This is a genomic window from Micromonospora sp. WMMD1128 (assembly GCF_027497235.1).
Lineage (GTDB): Bacteria > Actinomycetota > Actinomycetes > Mycobacteriales > Micromonosporaceae > Micromonospora.
The window spans coordinates 3216379-3231941 of the sequence record NZ_CP114902.1 but is presented as its reverse complement, the minus strand read 5'-3'; the positions used below and the strand labels follow the sequence as shown (position 1 = coordinate 3231941).

The 15563-nt window shown below is 71.6% G+C and carries 11 protein-coding genes; 10 read left to right on the top strand and 1 reads right to left on the bottom strand.

What is annotated here, in order from left to right:
* Window positions 1–81 precede the first annotated feature (81 nt).
* The 4 genes from O7602_RS14780 (at window position 82) to O7602_RS14765 (ending at window position 3674) form a co-directional block, all read left to right on the top strand.
* Complete coding sequence (locus O7602_RS14780) at window positions 82–756, top strand: response regulator transcription factor (RefSeq protein ID WP_281589733.1); 675 nt, start codon at window positions 82–84, stop codon at window positions 754–756.
* The gene (locus tag O7602_RS14775; protein WP_281589731.1) at window positions 753–2102 is read left to right on the top strand and encodes a HAMP domain-containing sensor histidine kinase; all 1350 of its coding nucleotides are present in this window, start codon (window positions 753–755) and stop codon (window positions 2100–2102) included. The genes O7602_RS14780 and O7602_RS14775 overlap by 4 nt, the downstream gene beginning before the upstream one ends.
* A gap of 86 nt (window positions 2103–2188) precedes the next feature.
* Entirely contained in the window at window positions 2189–2737 is a 549-nt protein-coding gene (locus O7602_RS14770; protein WP_281589729.1) for a GerMN domain-containing protein, read from the top strand.
* Window positions 2738–2864: 127 nt separating this feature from the next.
* Window positions 2865–3674 (top strand): SigB/SigF/SigG family RNA polymerase sigma factor, encoded by an 810-nt coding sequence (locus O7602_RS14765; protein WP_281589727.1) that lies wholly within the window; start codon window positions 2865–2867, stop codon window positions 3672–3674.
* A gap of 369 nt (window positions 3675–4043) precedes the next feature.
* On the opposite strand, the gene O7602_RS14760 is transcribed toward O7602_RS14765, so the two are convergent.
* Entirely contained in the window at window positions 4044–6071 is a 2028-nt protein-coding gene (locus O7602_RS14760; RefSeq protein ID WP_281589725.1) for a glycosyl hydrolase family 28-related protein, read from the bottom strand.
* 163 nt (window positions 6072–6234) lie between these two features.
* Here O7602_RS14760 and O7602_RS14755 point away from each other — a divergent pair, with 163 nt between their 5' ends.
* From O7602_RS14755 to O7602_RS14730, 6 genes are all read left to right on the top strand, one after another.
* Window positions 6235–7236: a LacI family DNA-binding transcriptional regulator gene (locus O7602_RS14755; protein WP_281589723.1), complete on the top strand. Its 1002-nt coding sequence runs from the start codon at window positions 6235–6237 to the stop codon at window positions 7234–7236.
* 266 nt (window positions 7237–7502) lie between these two features.
* Window positions 7503–8879 (top strand): extracellular solute-binding protein, encoded by a 1377-nt coding sequence (locus tag O7602_RS14750; RefSeq protein WP_281589721.1) that lies wholly within the window; start codon window positions 7503–7505, stop codon window positions 8877–8879.
* Window positions 8880–8940: 61 nt separating this feature from the next.
* A complete protein-coding gene (locus O7602_RS14745) occupies window positions 8941–9900 on the top strand; it encodes a sugar ABC transporter permease (RefSeq protein WP_281589719.1) in 960 nt (319 codons plus the stop codon).
* Between the two features lie 3 nt (window positions 9901–9903).
* Window positions 9904–10791, top strand: coding sequence for a carbohydrate ABC transporter permease (locus O7602_RS14740; protein ID WP_281589717.1), 888 nt, complete (start codon window positions 9904–9906; stop codon window positions 10789–10791).
* 77 nt (window positions 10792–10868) lie between these two features.
* Window positions 10869–12494: a glycoside hydrolase family 13 protein gene (locus tag O7602_RS14735; RefSeq protein WP_281590310.1), complete on the top strand. Its 1626-nt coding sequence runs from the start codon at window positions 10869–10871 to the stop codon at window positions 12492–12494.
* Between the two features lie 115 nt (window positions 12495–12609).
* Window positions 12610–15510, top strand: coding sequence for a discoidin domain-containing protein (locus tag O7602_RS14730; protein ID WP_281589715.1), 2901 nt, complete (start codon window positions 12610–12612; stop codon window positions 15508–15510).
* Window positions 15511–15563: the final 53 nt, after the last annotated feature.

Sequence of the window (15563 nt, the reverse complement as noted above, 5' to 3'; positions counted from 1 at the left end):
GTTGGATGACGGTTCGGTGACAAAAGTCGTGAACGGCCGGCGCGATTGGGAGACCCGTGGTCGGCCGGTCATGATGCCCATATGACGGCCGTACTGGTGATCGAGGACGACGACCGTATCCGACTCGCGTTGCAGCTCGCCCTGGAGGAGGAGGGCTACACCGCCGCCGGGGCGGCCACCGCGGAGGAGGGGTTGCGCCGCCAGCGGGAGAGCCCGGCCGACTACGTGCTTGTCGACCTGATGCTGCCCGGAATCGACGGTTTCGACTGCATCCGCCAGTTGCGTCGCGACGACGACGTCCCGGTCGTCGTGATCAGCGCCCGCGACGACACCCACGACATCGTCGCCGCGCTGGAGGCCGGCGCCGACGACTACGTGGTCAAGCCGGTCGCGATCAAGGAACTGTCGGCCCGGCTGCGCGCCCTGCGCCGGCGGGCCCGGACCGTGGCCGGACCGGCGCCGGCCCAGTTCTTCGGCGACCTGGAGATCAGCCCGGAGGCGGGCGAGGTCCGCCGCTCCGGCCGGCCGGTGCCGGTGACCCGGACCGAGTTCCGGCTGCTCTGCGAGCTGGCCGAGCACGCCGGCCGGGTGCTCTCCCGCCAACAGTTGCTCAGCCGCGTCTGGGGCTACGAGACGGGCGACGAGCGGCTGGTGGACGTGCACGTCGGCCGCCTGCGGCAGAAGATCGAGCCGGATCCGGCCAACCCCCGCCACCTGGTCACGCTCCGGGGCCTCGGCTACAAGCTGCAGCGATGAGCCGACCCGGACTGCGTGCCAGAGTCACCGCGGCGTTCGCCGTCGGCGCCCTGCTGCTGGCCGCGCTGATGGCCCTCTTCTCGTACGACCTGACCCGGCGCTCGCTGCTCGACGAGCGCGAGCGCGCCGCGGTCCGGGCGGCGTACTACGACGCGGCGGTGGTGCGTTCCGGCCTGGACACCGGCACCCCGGACGTGGTGGCGGTGCTGCGTTCGCTCGACACCGGCAGCGCCCGTCGTCCGCTGCTGCACCTGCGCACCGGCTGGTACGCCCGCACCGCCGACGTGGGGGCCGGCTCGGTGCCGGTGGAGTTGCAGCGCGTGGTCGCCGAGGGGCGGCCCGCCGTGCAGCGGATCCGCCTGGACGGCCAGCCGACGCTGCTCGTCGGCGTGCCGCTCCAGGGCGAGCTGGGCTACTACGAGCTGACCTCGCTGCGGGAGGTGGAGGACACGTTCCAGGTGGTCGGACTGGCGCTGACCGCGGTGGCCATCATGATCGCCGGAGCGGGCGCGGCACTCGGCTGGTACGCCACCCGCAACAGCCTCCGGCCGCTCACCGCCGTCGCCGACGCCGCCGAGCGGATCGCGGCCGGCGACTTCGCCACCCGGCTCGACCCGACCACCGATCCGGACCTCACCCGCCTGTCCACCTCGTTCAACGCGATGGTCGACAAGTTGGTGCAGCGGATCGACCGGGACCGGCGCTTCGCCGCCGACGTGAGCCACGAGCTGCGCTCACCGCTGCAGACCCTCGCCGCGGCGGCAAGCGTGCTGACCCGCCGCAAGGAGCACCAGGACGAGCGCACCGCCACCGCGGCCGGCCTGGTCGCCGACGAGGTGGCCCGGTTCCAGCGGCTGGTCGACGACCTGATCCAACTCGCCCGCACCGAGCAGCCCGCGCACCGGCAGACCGTGGACGTGGCCGAGTTGGCGCGGGCCGCCTGCCGGGAGCGGTCGTTGCCGGAAAGCCTGGTCACGGTGGCCGACGGCGTCCCGGACCAGTGGTGGGTCGACCGCCGCCGGTTCGCGCAGGTGCTGCTGAACCTGTTGGAGAACGCCGAGCGCTACGGCGGAGGTCCGGTCGCCGTCCGCCTCGACGCGGAGGACGGGGTGGGCGTGCTGGAGGTCGACGACGACGGGCCGGGTGTGCCGCCGGCGGACCGGGAAGTGATCTTCGACCGGTTCGTCCGGGGTCGCGCCGCCCACGCCCGGGCCGGCACCGACGGCACCGGCCTCGGGCTCGCGCTGGTGGCCCAGCACGCCGCGGCGCACGGCGGGACGGCCGCCGTGCTCGACCGGGCCCGCGGCGCCCGGTTCCGGGTCGAGTTGCCGGGGGCGGTCCGATGATCGGGTGGTGGGGTCCGGGTCGGACGGCCGTGGGTGGTTCGTGGACCGGTCGGCGGGGCGGGGCTCCGGTTGCCCGGAGCCGTCGGATGATCCCGACGGTGCTCGCGGTCGTGCTGCTCGCCGGCTGCGGCGTGCCGGTCGACGACGAGCCCCGGGTGGTACGCGAGCCCTCGGGCCGGTTCCCGACGCCGTCGGGCACCACGACCACCGCCCCGGCCGGGCGGAGCGACGAGCCGTTCTGCTTCGTGCGTGACGACGGGCTGGTGGTGGTCAACCGCCGGGCGGACGGACTGCCGGGGGTGGACGCCCACCTCCAGCACCTGCTGGCCGGGCCGAATTCCGCGGAACGCCGGACCGGGCTGGCCACCGCGTTGCCGGGCACGGTGACGGTGGCGGGGGCCACCCTGACCGGCGCCGTCGCCACGGTCGAGGTGCGCCAGGCCGGCGAGGAGACCGGCCGCAGCGACGAGGTGCTCGCGTTCGGGCAGATCGTGTGCAGCCTCACCCAGCGGCCGGACGTGGACAGCGTCGCGTTCCGTCGGGACGGTCAACCGTTGGAGGTGCCGCGCGCCGACGGCAGCGTCTCGTCCCTGCCGCTCACCGCCGCCGACTACCGCCCACTCCTGCATCGCTAGCCTTATGTCGGGAATGGTACTAAATATCCATCGTCCGTTCGGTTGATTTGACGGTGACCTTTGGTCTAGTGTGGCTGGCACGACCAGTGTGGGAGACCACCCGTTCTTCTAGGACAGGAAGGGCAGCATGACCACGATGACCATGGCACCGTCCGTCACCGAGGTGCACCGCGCGCCGCAGACCGGTGAGGAGAGCCGCGCCAGCGAACTGATCGCGGCGCTGGCCGAGCTGCCGGCCGGTCACCCGCGCCGGGCCGCCCTGCGTAACCAGGTCATCGAGGCGTGGCTGCCGCTGGCCAACCACCTGGCCGCCCGCTACAGCGGTCGCGGCGAGCCGGCCGGTGACCTCGCGCAGACGGCGGCGCTCGGCCTGATCAAGGCGGTGGACCGGTTCGACGCCTCCCGTGGGGTCGACTTCGCCGGCTTCGCGATCCCCACCATCCTCGGCGAGATCAAGCGGCACTTCCGCGACCGCACCTGGAACATCCGGGTGCCGCGTCGCCTCCAGGAGTTGCGGCTGCGCATCTCCGAGGCGAACAGCTCGCTGACCCAGACCCTCAACCGGGCGCCGACCGTCGCCGACATCGCCACCCACCTCGACATCACCGAGGAAGAGGTGCTGGAGGGCCTGGAGGGCGCCCGCGCCTACAATGCGGTCTCGCTCTCGACCCCGATCGGTGACGGCGAGAGCGCCACCGAGCTGGGCGACACCCTCGGCATCGAGGACAACGAGTACGAGCTGGCCGAGCTGCGCGCCTCGCTCGGCCCGGCGCTGGCCACGCTCGACGAGCGGGAGCAGAAGATCCTCACGCTCCGCTTCTACGGCAACCTGACGCAGAGCGAGATCGCCGCCCGCGTCGGTGTCTCCCAGATGCACGTGTCCCGCCTGCTCGCCCGCGCCCTGACCAAGCTGCGCGGCCAGCTCACCGAGGCCTGAGAGGTAAGGAGGGGGCCCCTCTTAACGCCTTTGGTATAGGCGGGGCCCCTTCTTAACACTTCTGACCGCACCACGACCGACCGCCACCGGCAACGGCGCCAGTGGCGGTCGCATCGTTCCACCACCTGCCTGGCGGGTGCCTGGCACCCCGCCAGTTCGCCGATGTGGCGGCATCAGCCGGCCGTTGATACCGCCACATCGCCGAGATGGTGTTGATCATGCCGCCCGCACCTCGGGCCGCGCCCGGTCACCCGCCCGCACCTCGGGCCGCGCCCGGTCACCCGCCCGCACCTCGGGCCGCGCCCGGTCACCCGCCCGCACCTCGGGCCGCGCCCGGTCACCCGGCCGCCGCCCCGGACCGTGTTCGGGTCACCAGGTTGCCGGCGGTGGGGGCGGCACCACTGCCGGGCGGTCGTCGCAGGTGATGGTGTTCGGCAGCAGCCACGGCGCGAGCCAACCGCCGTCGTTCCCACCGAGATCGGTCAGGGCGAACTCCGACCCGGCCGGGGTGAAGTGGAACGAGCCGCAGTTGTTCACCCCGACCGCGCCCACGTGGCGCGCGTCGACGTCGGCGAAGCGCGCCCCGCCGGCGGTCCGGGCGCTCACCACCGAGGTGCCCGTGCCGTCGACCCGGATGTCGCGGAACGCCACGTTGTCGATCCGTACGCTGTCCTTCACCGGCCAGTCGCTGACCAGCATGATCGCGTTGTAGGTGCTGTCCAGATAGGTGTCGCCGGTGACCCGGATGTCGGCGTCGATGCTGCGGTCCAGCGCGTAGAACCAGATCGCGCCCAGGCCGATGTTCCAGTTCAGGTCGTAGGTGCCGGCCCGTACCGTGGTGTTTCCGGTGATCCGCACCCGGCCGGTGAACGGTTCCGCGCCGAAGCGGGAGCCGACGTGGATGGCGCTGCCCTCGCGTACCGGATCGGCGATCAGGTTGTGCGCGACGGTCAGGTCGGCGCCGCCGTAGAGCGCGATGCCGTTTGCCAGCACCGGCGACTGCACGGTGTTGTACGCGAACGTGTTCGCGGCGTTCGCCGTCCCCTCCGACCACATGGCCAGCGCGTCGTCGCCGCTGTTGCGGACCACCGAGTTGGTGACCGACGAGTGCGTGACGCCGGTGTGGAAGTTGACCCCGTCGGCAATCTGGTCGGCGATGACGGTGTTCGTGACCCGCAGGCCGGTCATCGGCCCGTCGAACCACATGCCGACCTTGGTGTGGTGCAGGTAGAGCCCGTCGACGGTGCTGTGGTTGAGCGCCCCGCCCACGCCGTTGACCTGGTCGGTGTCGATCCGCTCACGGACGTCACCCTCGATCGCGAAGCCGGAGAGGTGCACGTTCCGACTGCCACCGTCGGCGGCGTCGCGGCCGTAGAAGCCGACGCCGGTGTGCCGGGAGCCGTCGGGCGCCGGGGTGTCGAGGGCGACCTCGCGTCCCTTCACCACCGTGTACCAGCTGCCGGCGCCGGTGATGGTCACGTCGTCCACCACGACGTGCCGGTTGACCTGGTAGGTGCCCGGCGGCAGGTACAGCGGTCGGTGCACCCGGCGGGCGTACGCGACGGCCCGGTCGAACGCCCCGGCGGACTCCCGCCGGCCGGTCGGGTCGGCGCCGAAGGTCAGCACGTTCACCGCGCGGGGGAGCACCCGGGGCGGGGCGACCAGGTGCGCGTCGAGCAGGTCGATCACGGTCCAGGCGGCGGCCGTGCCGGTGGGCGCGGTCAGCCGGACCACCTCGCCGGCCCGATGGGTACGGCCGAGCAGCAGCCGCTGCTCGTCGTAGAAGTGGTGCGGTCGGAACGGCTTGGTGATGACAGGCGTGGGGGTGGTGGCCGCCGGCACGCAGGCGCACTCGGTGATCCACCAGTCGGGGTGCAGCAGGTCGGCGTCCGGGTCGTTGGTGAACGGGTACTGGTTGTAGAGCCAGGCGTACTGCGAGGTGAGCGTCATGGTGCGCGCGGGTGTCCGCCCGACGGCGACCCGCAGCGGCGCGGTGATCCCACCCCCGCCCGGCGCGTCCGGGATGCTGTAGCGCACGGTCAGCGCGTTGGTGGCCCGGGGCAACGTGAACTCGACGTACTGGCCGGGAAGCAGGCGCACGGCGCGGCGGCCGGACGCCTCGCCGGCGAGCGTGTACGCGGACCGGTCCGGGCCGATGACCGTGCCGGTGGTCCGGGCGTGCTCGGCCTCCTGTTCGACGTGGTCGACGGTGGCGCCGCGTCCGGCGACAAGCGCCGGGTCGAGGGCGGCGCGGGTCGTCGCGGTCGGTGGGCCGCCCGGGACGGGCGACGCGCCGGCGGCCCCGGACGGTACGACCAGGGCGATCGCGGTGGCCGCGGCGGCGAGAATCTTGGGCACGGACGGACGGCCCGCCGGGCCGGGAACGCTCCGCTGCATCGGAGCACCCACTTTCTCAGGGGAGGGACGGTGGCGGCCATGTTATTCCTTAGTTCTGTCGCATTTCAAGCATCTAGATGCTCGGATCTTTCGCCGAGTCTGGGGCGAAACGCGGCAGGACTGCTGTTCATTTCTTGCAAGAATCCGACGTAGGATTGACGCCGTGACGAAACGACTGACGGAGGTGGCTCGCAAGGCGGGCGTCAGCGAGGCGACCGTGAGCCGGGTGCTCAACGGCCGGGGCGGCGTGTCCGAGGCGACCAGGACGGCCGTGCTGACCGCGCTCGACGTGCTCGGCTACGAGCGCCCGACCAAGCTGCGCGGAGAACGCGCGCGGCTGGTCGGCCTGGTCCTGCCGGAGTTGCAGAACCCGATCTTCCCGGCGCTGGCCGAGGTGGTCACCGGCTCCCTCGCCCAACGCGGCTTCACCCCGGCGCTCTGCGCCCGCACCATCGGCGGCGTGCCCGAGTCCGGCTACGTGGAGATGCTGCTGGACCACCAGGTCAGCGGCGTCATCTTCGCCGGTGGCTCGTACGCGCTCGCCGACGCCTCGCACGAGCACTACCGGCGCCTGATCGACCGGGGCCTGCCCGTGGTGCTGGTGAACGCCGGCGTCGAGGACCTGAGCTTCCCCCGGGTGTCCACCGACGACGCGGTCGCGGTCGAGCAGGCGTACGGGCACCTGCGGTCGCTCGGGCACGAGATGATCGGCATGGTGCTCGGCCCGGAGGACCATGTGCCCTCCCGGCGCAAGCTGGACGCCATGGTCCGGATAGACGGGTGGGGCGAGGACCCCAGTTACGTCGAGCGTTCCAGCTTCTCCATGGAGGGGGCCCGGGTCGCGGCGACCAAGCTGATCGAACGCGGCGTGACGGGCATCGTCTGCGCCAGCGACGTGCTGGCGCTCGGCAGCATCCGGGCGGCACGCCGGCTCGGTCGCGCGGTGCCGGCCGACGTGTCGGTGGTGGGCTTCGACGACTCGGCGTTCATGACCTGCACCGACCCGCCGCTGACCACGGTGCGGCAGCCGATCGAGACGATGGGCCAGGCCGCGGTGGACCTGCTCGTCACCCAGATCGAGGGGGCCGGCGTGCTGCACGACGAGCTGCTCTTCGAGCCCGAGCTGGTGGTACGCGGCTCCACCGCCCCCGCACCCCGAGCCTGACCCCTTCGTCACCCCGGCATCCCCTTCCGCTCCTGCCCAGCCCGCACGACACCATCCGAACGGCCGTCGACCGCACCCGCGGTCGGCGGCCGTTCGCGTGCCGGGAAGCGCCTCGGTCGAGACCAGCCGTTGCGAAGTCGTGTTCTTTCGTCATCCAGTCGACACCTTGCTGTAAAGAGTCGACGTCGCTACATTGACTTCACTCACAGCGGTCCCGCACCTCAGTGGAAGTCACCGATACATCAGTTCCCGAAGGGATGGACAGCATGTCCGTACCGCAGTACCGGAAGGTCGCGGCGGCGGCGCTCGCGGCCGGCCTCGGGCTCAGCCTCGCGGCCTGCTCCACGAAGAGCGACGACTCCGGCGACGCCGGCGGCAAGGTCACCATCACGGTCGACTGCCAGCCGGTCGGCGCGCAGAAGGAGCTACTCCAGAACTGGAACGACGACGTCGCCGAGTTCCAGCGGCAGAACCCGACGATCGTGGTGAAGAGCGTCAGCGTCGGCGAGCAGTGCAACAACCCGCCGGACTTCACCGCCCGCCTCGCCGGCGGCACCGTCACCGACGTGTTCTACGGCTACATGACCGACCTTCAGCAGGTGCTGGACTCCGGCCAGGCCATGGACATCACCGAGTACGCCACCAAGGACACGATTCCCACCTGGGACAGCGTCGACCCGGCGCTCAAGGAGGTCTTCACCGACTCCGGCAAGCTCTACGGCGTACCGGTGAAGAACTACTCGATGGGCCTGATCTACAACAAGGCGCTGTTCCAGCGCGCCGGGCTCGACGTGAACAACCCGCCGAAGACGTGGCCCGAGGTGCGTGCCGCGGCCAAGAAGATCTCCGCGCTCGGCGGCGGCGTCGCCGGCTACTCCGAGTACAGCGCCGGCAACACCGGCGGCTGGCACTTCACCTCGCTGCTCTACTCGCAGGGCGGCCAGGTGCTGACCGCCGACGGCAAGAAGGCCGACTTCAACAACGCCGCCGGCAAGCAGGTCCTGCAGAACCTCAAGGACATGCGGTACGGCGACAACAGCATGGGCAGCCGGCAGTTGCTCCAGTGGGGCGACCTGCTCACGAACGCCGGCGCGGGCAAGGTCGGCATGTTCATCGGCGCGCCGGACGCCACCCAGGCGATCGTCAGCCAGTTCCAGGGCAAGTACCAGGACTGGGCGATGGGCCCGCTGCCCGGCCAGGACGGGCCGGCGAAGGCGACGCTCGGCGGCGGCGAGGGCTACTTCTTCAAGAAGGGCCTGAGCCCGGAGCAGGTCAAGGCCGGTCTGAAGTGGATCGCCTACCAGAAGCTCACCCCGGGCAAGGGCCAGTTCGACTACGCGCGGGCCAAGCCGCAGAACTACCCGGTGGGCCTGCCCCAGCCGCTGCTGTTCACCAACGGTAGCGACGCGCAGAAGCAGGAACTCGACCTGCGCAAGGCCAACGCCAACGTCGACACCACCAACTTCGCCGTCTTCGAGGCGAACCCGGTGCCGATCAAGGGGGAGCCGCGCAACGCCCAGGCCATCTACGCGGTGCTCGACGGCGCGATGTCCGGGGTGCTGACGAACCCGAACGCGAACGTCGACGCGCTGCTCAAGACCGCCGAGGACAAGGTCAACCAGTTGCTGGCCGCCGAGAGCTGAACCGACAGGTGTGGGGGCCGGCGCGCCCGGCCCCCACACCCCGAGCACCGCAGGAGTTGCCTTGGCGCTCACCACCGCCCCGGGTGTCACCCGCCGGTCGAGCCGTTCCGCCCCGCCGCCGCGGCGTTCCGCCGCGCGCCGCGCCGGCCTCGGTCGGAAGGTACGCGACAACCTCACCGGGCACACGTTCCTCATCGGCGCGGTCGCGTGCTTCGCCGTCTTCTCCTGGTATCCGATGGTCCGCGGCGTGGTGATGAGCTTCCAGCGCACCCGACGCGGCGAGACCACCTGGGTGGGCTGGGACAACTACGCCCGGATCGTGGCCGATCCGAGCTTCTGGACCGCCTGGAAGAACACGTTCGTCTTCACCGTCCTGGCGCTCGTGCTCGGCTACGCGGTGCCGTTCTTCGTGGCGATCCTGCTCAACGAGCTGCGCCACGCCAAGGGCTACCTGCGGGTGCTCGTCTACCTGCCGGTGATGCTGCCGCCGGCGTCCGCGCTGTTCCTGTTCAAGTTCTACGCGTACGACCCGAGCGAGGCGGGGCTGTTCAACGCCGTCCTCACCGCGCTCGGCCTGCCCACGTCGGAGTGGATGCAGTCGCCGACCATGACGATGCCGGCGATGGTGCTGGCGTCGACCTGGATGAACATGGGCGGCGCGGTGCTGATCTACCTGGCGGCGTTGCAGAACATTCCCGGCGAGCTGTACGAGGCGGCCGAGATCGACGGCGCCGGCGTGTGGCGGCGGATCGTGCACGTGACGATCCCGCAGACCCGGCTGATCCTGGCGCTGCTGGCGATGCTCCAGATCGTCGCCACCATGCAGCTCTTCATCGAGCCGCTGATCCTCGCCAACGGCGCCGGCACGCAGGACTCGGCGACCTCGGTGGCGTACCTGATCTATCAGCACGGGTTCTTCCAGAACGACCTCAACGGCGCCGCCGCGCTCGGCGTGATCATGCTGGTGGTGCTGGCCGGGTTCTCCGCCGTCTACGTGCGACTGACCGCGAGGCAGGACTAGGACATGGCAGCCGACCTCACCACCCGTACCCTGATTTCCCCGGCCCAACTGCGGCGCGGTCGCGGCCGGATCCTCTACTGGGCCGTGCTCGCCGTCGTCGTGGCGGTCTTCACGCTCGTCTTCCTCGGCCCGCTCTACTGGATGGTCACCGGGGCGCTCAAGAGCGGCCAGGAGATCGCGCAGACCCCACCGTCGCTGTTTCCGCGCGACCCGCAGCCGCAGAACTACGTGGACGCCTGGACCAACCTCGACCTGGCGAAGCTGCTGTTCAACACGTTCTACTACGCCACCGGCGCGGTGCTGTTCCAGTTGGTGTTCGACACCGCGGCGGCGTACGCGCTGTCGAAGCTGCGCCCGGTGCTCGGCGGGCTGATCCTCGGCATGATGCTGGCGACGCTGATGATCCCGGCGATGGTGCTGATCGTGCCGCAGTACGTGACCGTGATCGACCTGCCGATCGTGCACGTCAACCTGCTCGACTCGCCGTTCGCGATCTGGTTGCCGCTGGTGGCCAACGCGTTCAACATTTTCCTGCTGAAGCGGTTCTTCGACTCGATCCCGGAGGACCTGATGTCGGCCGCGGTGATGGACGGCGCGTCGCCGCTGCGCACGCTCTGGTCGATCGTGCTGCCGATGTCCCGCCCGATCCTCGGCGTGGTCGCGATCTTCGCGGTGACGGCGGTCTGGAAGGACTTCCTCTGGCCGAAGCTGGTCATGCCGTCGCCGGAGACGCGCACGGTGAGCGTCGGCATCTACGCCTTCGCCGGCGGCACCCCGATGAACGTGGTGATCGCCGCCTCGGTGATCGCCGCGATCCCCACCGTCGTGCTGTTCCTGATCTTCCAACGGAACATCATGTCCGGCCTGACCACCGGCGGCCTCAAGGGCTGACCGGGCGCCGCCGCCCGCAGCCCGCCGCGAGTCCCGTCGCAGCAGAACCGATCCGCAGAAAGCAGGTGACCGTGTCCATGGTCGACAGCAGCCCGTGGTGGCGCTCAGCGGTGATCTACCAGGTCTACCCGCGTAGCTTCGCCGACGGCAACGGCGACGGGATCGGCGACGTCGCCGGCATCCGGTCCCGCCTGGACCACCTCGCGGCGCTCGGCGTCGACGCGATCTGGTACAGCCCCTGGTATCCCTCGCCGATGGCCGACGCCGGCTACGACGTGTCCGACTACCGCGACATCGACCCGGTCTTCGGCACCCTCGGCGAGGTGGAGGCGCTGATCACCGAGGCGCACGCGCTCGGCATCCGGACCATCGTCGACGTGGTGCCCAACCACTGCTCGGACGCGCACCCGTGGTTCCGGGCCGCGCTTGCCGGCGGCCCGGACGCGCCGGAACGGGAGCTGTTCTGGTTCCGCGCCGGGCGCGGCCCCGGTGGCGACCTCCCGCCCACCGACTGGACCGGCGAGTTCGGCGGCCCCACCTGGACCCGCACCACCGACCCGGACGGCACCCCCGGCGACTGGTACCTGCACCTGTTCGCCCCGCAGCAACCGGACTTCAACTGGGACCACCCCCGGGTCCGCGCCGAGTTCGAGGACATCCTGCGGTTCTGGTTCGACCGCGGGGTGGACGGCATCCGGATCGACTCGGCCGGCCTGCTGGTCAAGGACGGCACGCTGCCCGAGGTCCACCCGGACCGGCCGCACCCGTTCCGCGACCTGGACGGCGTGCACGACGTCTACCGCGCCTGGCGGCGGATCGCCGACAGCTACCCGGGCCAGCGGGCGCTGGTCGGCGAGGTGTGGCTGCCGGACCGGCAGCGGTTCGCCAACTACCTGCGCCCGGACGAGTTGCACACCGCGTTCAACTTCGACTTCCTCGGCTGCGCCTGGGACGCCGTCGCGCTGCGGGAGAGCATCGACGGCACGCTCGCCGCGCACGCGCCGGTCGGCGCGCCGGCCACCTGGGTGCTGTCGAACCACGACGTCACCCGGCACGTCACCCGCTACGGCCGGGCCGACACCACGTTCAGCTTCGCGGCCAAGCGCGAGGGCATCCCCACCGACCTGGAACTGGGCACCCGCCGGGCCCGGGCCGCCGCGCTGCTCTCCCTGGCGCTGCCCGGTGCCGCCTACGTCTACCAGGGCGAGGAGCTGGGGCTCTGGGAGGTCGAGGACATCCCGTACGAGCTGCGGCAGGACCCGATGTGGGAACGCTCCGGGCGGGTCGACCCGGGCCGCGACGGGTGCCGGGTGCCGCTGCCCTGGCAGGGCGACACGCCGCCGTTCGGGTTCAGCCCGGACGGCGCGACAGTCGCCCCCTGGCTGCCGCAGCCGGCGGACTGGAAGGACCGCACGGTCCGCGCCCAGGCCGGCGACCCGCACTCGATGCTGGAGCTGTACCGGGCGGCGCTGGCGCTGCGCCGGGCCTCACCGTCGCTCGGGGACGGCGCGTTGACCTGGCTGCCCGCACCCGACCGGGTCTTGGCGTTCGCCCGCGAACCCGGCCTCACCTGCGTGGTCAACCTCGGCGACGAGGCCGTGCCGCTGCCCGCGTACGACCGGCTGCTGCTGGCGAGCGGACCACTCGACGACGACCGGCTACCAGCGGACACCGCCGTCTGGTTGCGTACCCGATCGGCCTGACGGCGGCGTGCCGGCGGCACCGTCCCGCCGCCGGCGCGCCGCGCCCGGGGAGAAAGGAGCAGCGCACCGCCGCACACGGGGGACCTGGCCACCGATGAAAGGGAGCACACCCCGCATGGCCGAGTACCGCACCACGCACCGCCACCGCAGGACCGGGCTGGCGGCCCTGGCCGCCGCCGCGCTCGCCGCCTCGACACTCACCGTCGTGGCGTTGACCTCCACCGCGACCCCGGCGCAGGCCGCCGGGCTGTCCCCGTTCGACATCTCCGGCCGCGGCGCCACCGTGCCGTTCCGGGAGCAGGAGGCGGAGCAGGCCGCCCACAACGGCACGAGGATCGGCCCGGACCGCCGCTACGGCACGCTGCCGTCGGAGGCGTCCGGCCGGGAGGCGGTCACCCTCGACGCGGTCGGGGAGTACGTCGAGTTCACGCTCGCCGCCCCGGCGAACGCGGTCACCTTCCGCTACAGCCTGCCGGACAACGCCGCCGGCACCGGCCGCGACGCCAGCATCGACCTGCGCGCGAACGGCACGCTGGTCAAGGCCGTCCCGGTGACCTCCCGGTACGGCTGGTTCTACGGCGGGTACCCGTTCAACAACAACCCGGGCGACACCAACCCGCACCACTTCTACGACGAGACGCGGACGATGTTCGGCACCACCTATCCGGCCGGCACGAAGATCCGGCTCCAGGTGTCGTCGACCGCGCAGTCGCCCACGTTCACCATCGACCTGGCCGACTTCGAGCTGGTCGGGTCGCCGATCGCCAAGCCGTCCGGCGCGCTCGACGTGGTCACCGACTTCGGCGCGGACCCGACCGGCGGCACCGACTCGACCGCGAAGTTCCAGGCCGCGGTGGACGCCGGGAAGGCGCAGGGGAAGACGGTGTGGATCCCGGCCGGCACGTTCACGCTCTGGGACCACGTGGTGGTCGACGGCGTGACGCTGCGCGGCGCCGGGCCGTGGTATTCGGTGCTCGGCGGCCGGCACCCCACCGACCGCAAGCGGGCCGCCGGCATCTACGGCAAGTACGTGCCGGGCGGCGGCTACTCCGGTGAGATCCGCTCGCACGAGGCCGGCGGGCCGAGCCGCAACGTGACGCTGCGGGACTTCGCCATCATCGGCGACATCCGCGAACGGGTGGACGAGGACCAGGTGAACGCGATCGGCGGCGCGATGACCGACTCGGTGGTGGACAACCTGTGGTTGCAGCACACCAAGGTCGGCGCGTGGATGGACGGGCCGATGGACAACTTCACCATCCGCAACAGCCGGATCCTCGACCAGACCGCGGACGGGGTGAACTTCCACTGGGGGGTCACCAACTCCACGGTCACCAACACGTTCGTCCGCAACACCGGCGACGACGGCCTGGCCATGTGGGCGCAGAGCGTGCCGAACGTGGGCAACTCGTTCACCCACAACACGGTCGGCGTGACGATCCTGGCGAACCACCTGGTCACGTACGGCGGGCGCAACATCACCATCGCGGACAACGTGACCGCCGACTCGGTGACCAACGGCGGCGGCATCCACGTGGCGAACCGCTATCCCGGGGTGACCGGATCGACGGCGGTGGCCGGCACCATCACGGTCGCCCGCAACACGCTGATCCGCAACGGCAACTCCGACTACAACTGGAACTTCGGGGTGGGCGCGATCTGGTTCTCGGCGCTCAACGAGCCGATCCAGGGCGCGGCGATCAACGTCACCGACACCGACATCCTGGACAGCTCCTACGCGGCGCTGCACTGGATCGAGGGACAGACCAGCGGGATCAGCTTCACCAACGTCCGGATCGACGGCGCGGGCACGTACGCGCTCCAGGTGCAGGCGCCCAGCCAGGTCAGCTTCACGAACGTGCGGGCCACGAACATCGCCCAGGCCAACCCGATGCACAACTGCGTGGGCAGCGGCTTCCAGATCACCCAGGGCAGCGGCAACTCCGGCTGGTACACGGCCACCCCGTACTGCGGTCCGTGGCCGCAGCCGCAGTGGGGCAACGGCCCGTCGAGCCCGCCGCCGACGAGCGTGCCCCCGACCACCGTGCCGCCGACCACGGCCCCGCCGACCACGGCCCCGCCGACCACGGCCCCGCCGACCACCGCGCCGCCGACCACCCCGCCGCCGGCCGGCGGCAACCTCGCCCAGGGACGCCCGGCGACCGCCACGAGCGTCAACCAGGTGTACGCCGCGGGCAACGCGGTCGACGGCAACGCGGCCAGCTACTGGGAGAGCGCCAACAGCGCGTTCCCGCAGTCGCTGACCGTCGACCTCGGCGCGTCGCGCACGGTCGACCGGGTGGTGCTGAAGCTCCCGGCCGGCTGGGAACGCCGCACCGAGACGCTGTCCGTGCTCGGCTCCACCGACGGCTCCACGTTCACCACACTCGCCGCGTCGGCGGGCCGGGTGTTCGACCCGGCGGCCGGCAACAGCGTGTCGATCGCGCTGCCGTCCGGCGCCCGCCGGTACGTCCGGGTCACCGTCACCGGCAACACCGGCTGGCCGGCGGCCCAGCTCTCCGAGCTGGAGGTGTACGGCGGCGGCACGACCACCCCGCCGCCCACCACCACCCCGCCGCCGACCACCGCGCCGCCGACCGGGAACCTGGCCGCCGGCCGCCCGGTCGCGGAGACCAGCCACGCCGACGTGTACGGCGCCGGCAACACCGTCGACGGCAACGCCACCACCTACTGGGAGAGCGCCAACAACGCCTTCCCGCAGTCGGTGACCGTCGACCTGGGCAGCGCCCGGCCGGTGGCCCGGGTGGTGCTCAAGCTGCCACCGTCGGCGGCGTGGCAGACCCGCACCCAGACGGTGACCGTGCTCGGCTCCACCGACGGCTCGTCGTTCGCCACGCTCAAGGCGGCGGCCGGCTACACGTTCGACCCGGCGGGCGGCAACAGCGTGTCGATCGCGCTGCCCTCCGGTGACCGCCGCTTCGTGCGGCTGACCTTCACCGGCAACACCGGCTGGCCGGCCGGCCAGCTCTCCGAGTTCGAGGTCTACGCCTCCTGACCGGCGCGGCGGGGACCCACCCGGGTCCCCGCCGCACCACCACATTTCCCACC

Bases quoted from the DNA above. Each gene is read 5' to 3' on its own strand.
- O7602_RS14780 (WP_281589733.1), top strand. From the start codon at position 82: ATGACGGCCGTACTGGTGATCGAGGACGACGACCGTATCCGACTCGCG.
- O7602_RS14775 (WP_281589731.1), top strand. From the start codon at position 753: ATGAGCCGACCCGGACTGCGTGCCAGAGTCACCGCGGCGTTCGCCGTC.
- O7602_RS14770 (WP_281589729.1), top strand. From the start codon at position 2,189: ATGATCCCGACGGTGCTCGCGGTCGTGCTGCTCGCCGGCTGCGGCGTG.
- O7602_RS14765 (WP_281589727.1), top strand. From the start codon at position 2,865: ATGACCACGATGACCATGGCACCGTCCGTCACCGAGGTGCACCGCGCG.
- O7602_RS14760 (WP_281589725.1), bottom strand. From the start codon at position 6,071: ATGCAGCGGAGCGTTCCCGGCCCGGCGGGCCGTCCGTCCGTGCCCAAG.
- O7602_RS14750 (WP_281589721.1), top strand. From the start codon at position 7,503: ATGTCCGTACCGCAGTACCGGAAGGTCGCGGCGGCGGCGCTCGCGGCC.
- O7602_RS14740 (WP_281589717.1), top strand. From the start codon at position 9,904: ATGGCAGCCGACCTCACCACCCGTACCCTGATTTCCCCGGCCCAACTG.
- O7602_RS14735 (WP_281590310.1), top strand. From the start codon at position 10,869: ATGGTCGACAGCAGCCCGTGGTGGCGCTCAGCGGTGATCTACCAGGTC.
- O7602_RS14730 (WP_281589715.1), top strand. From the start codon at position 12,610: ATGGCCGAGTACCGCACCACGCACCGCCACCGCAGGACCGGGCTGGCG.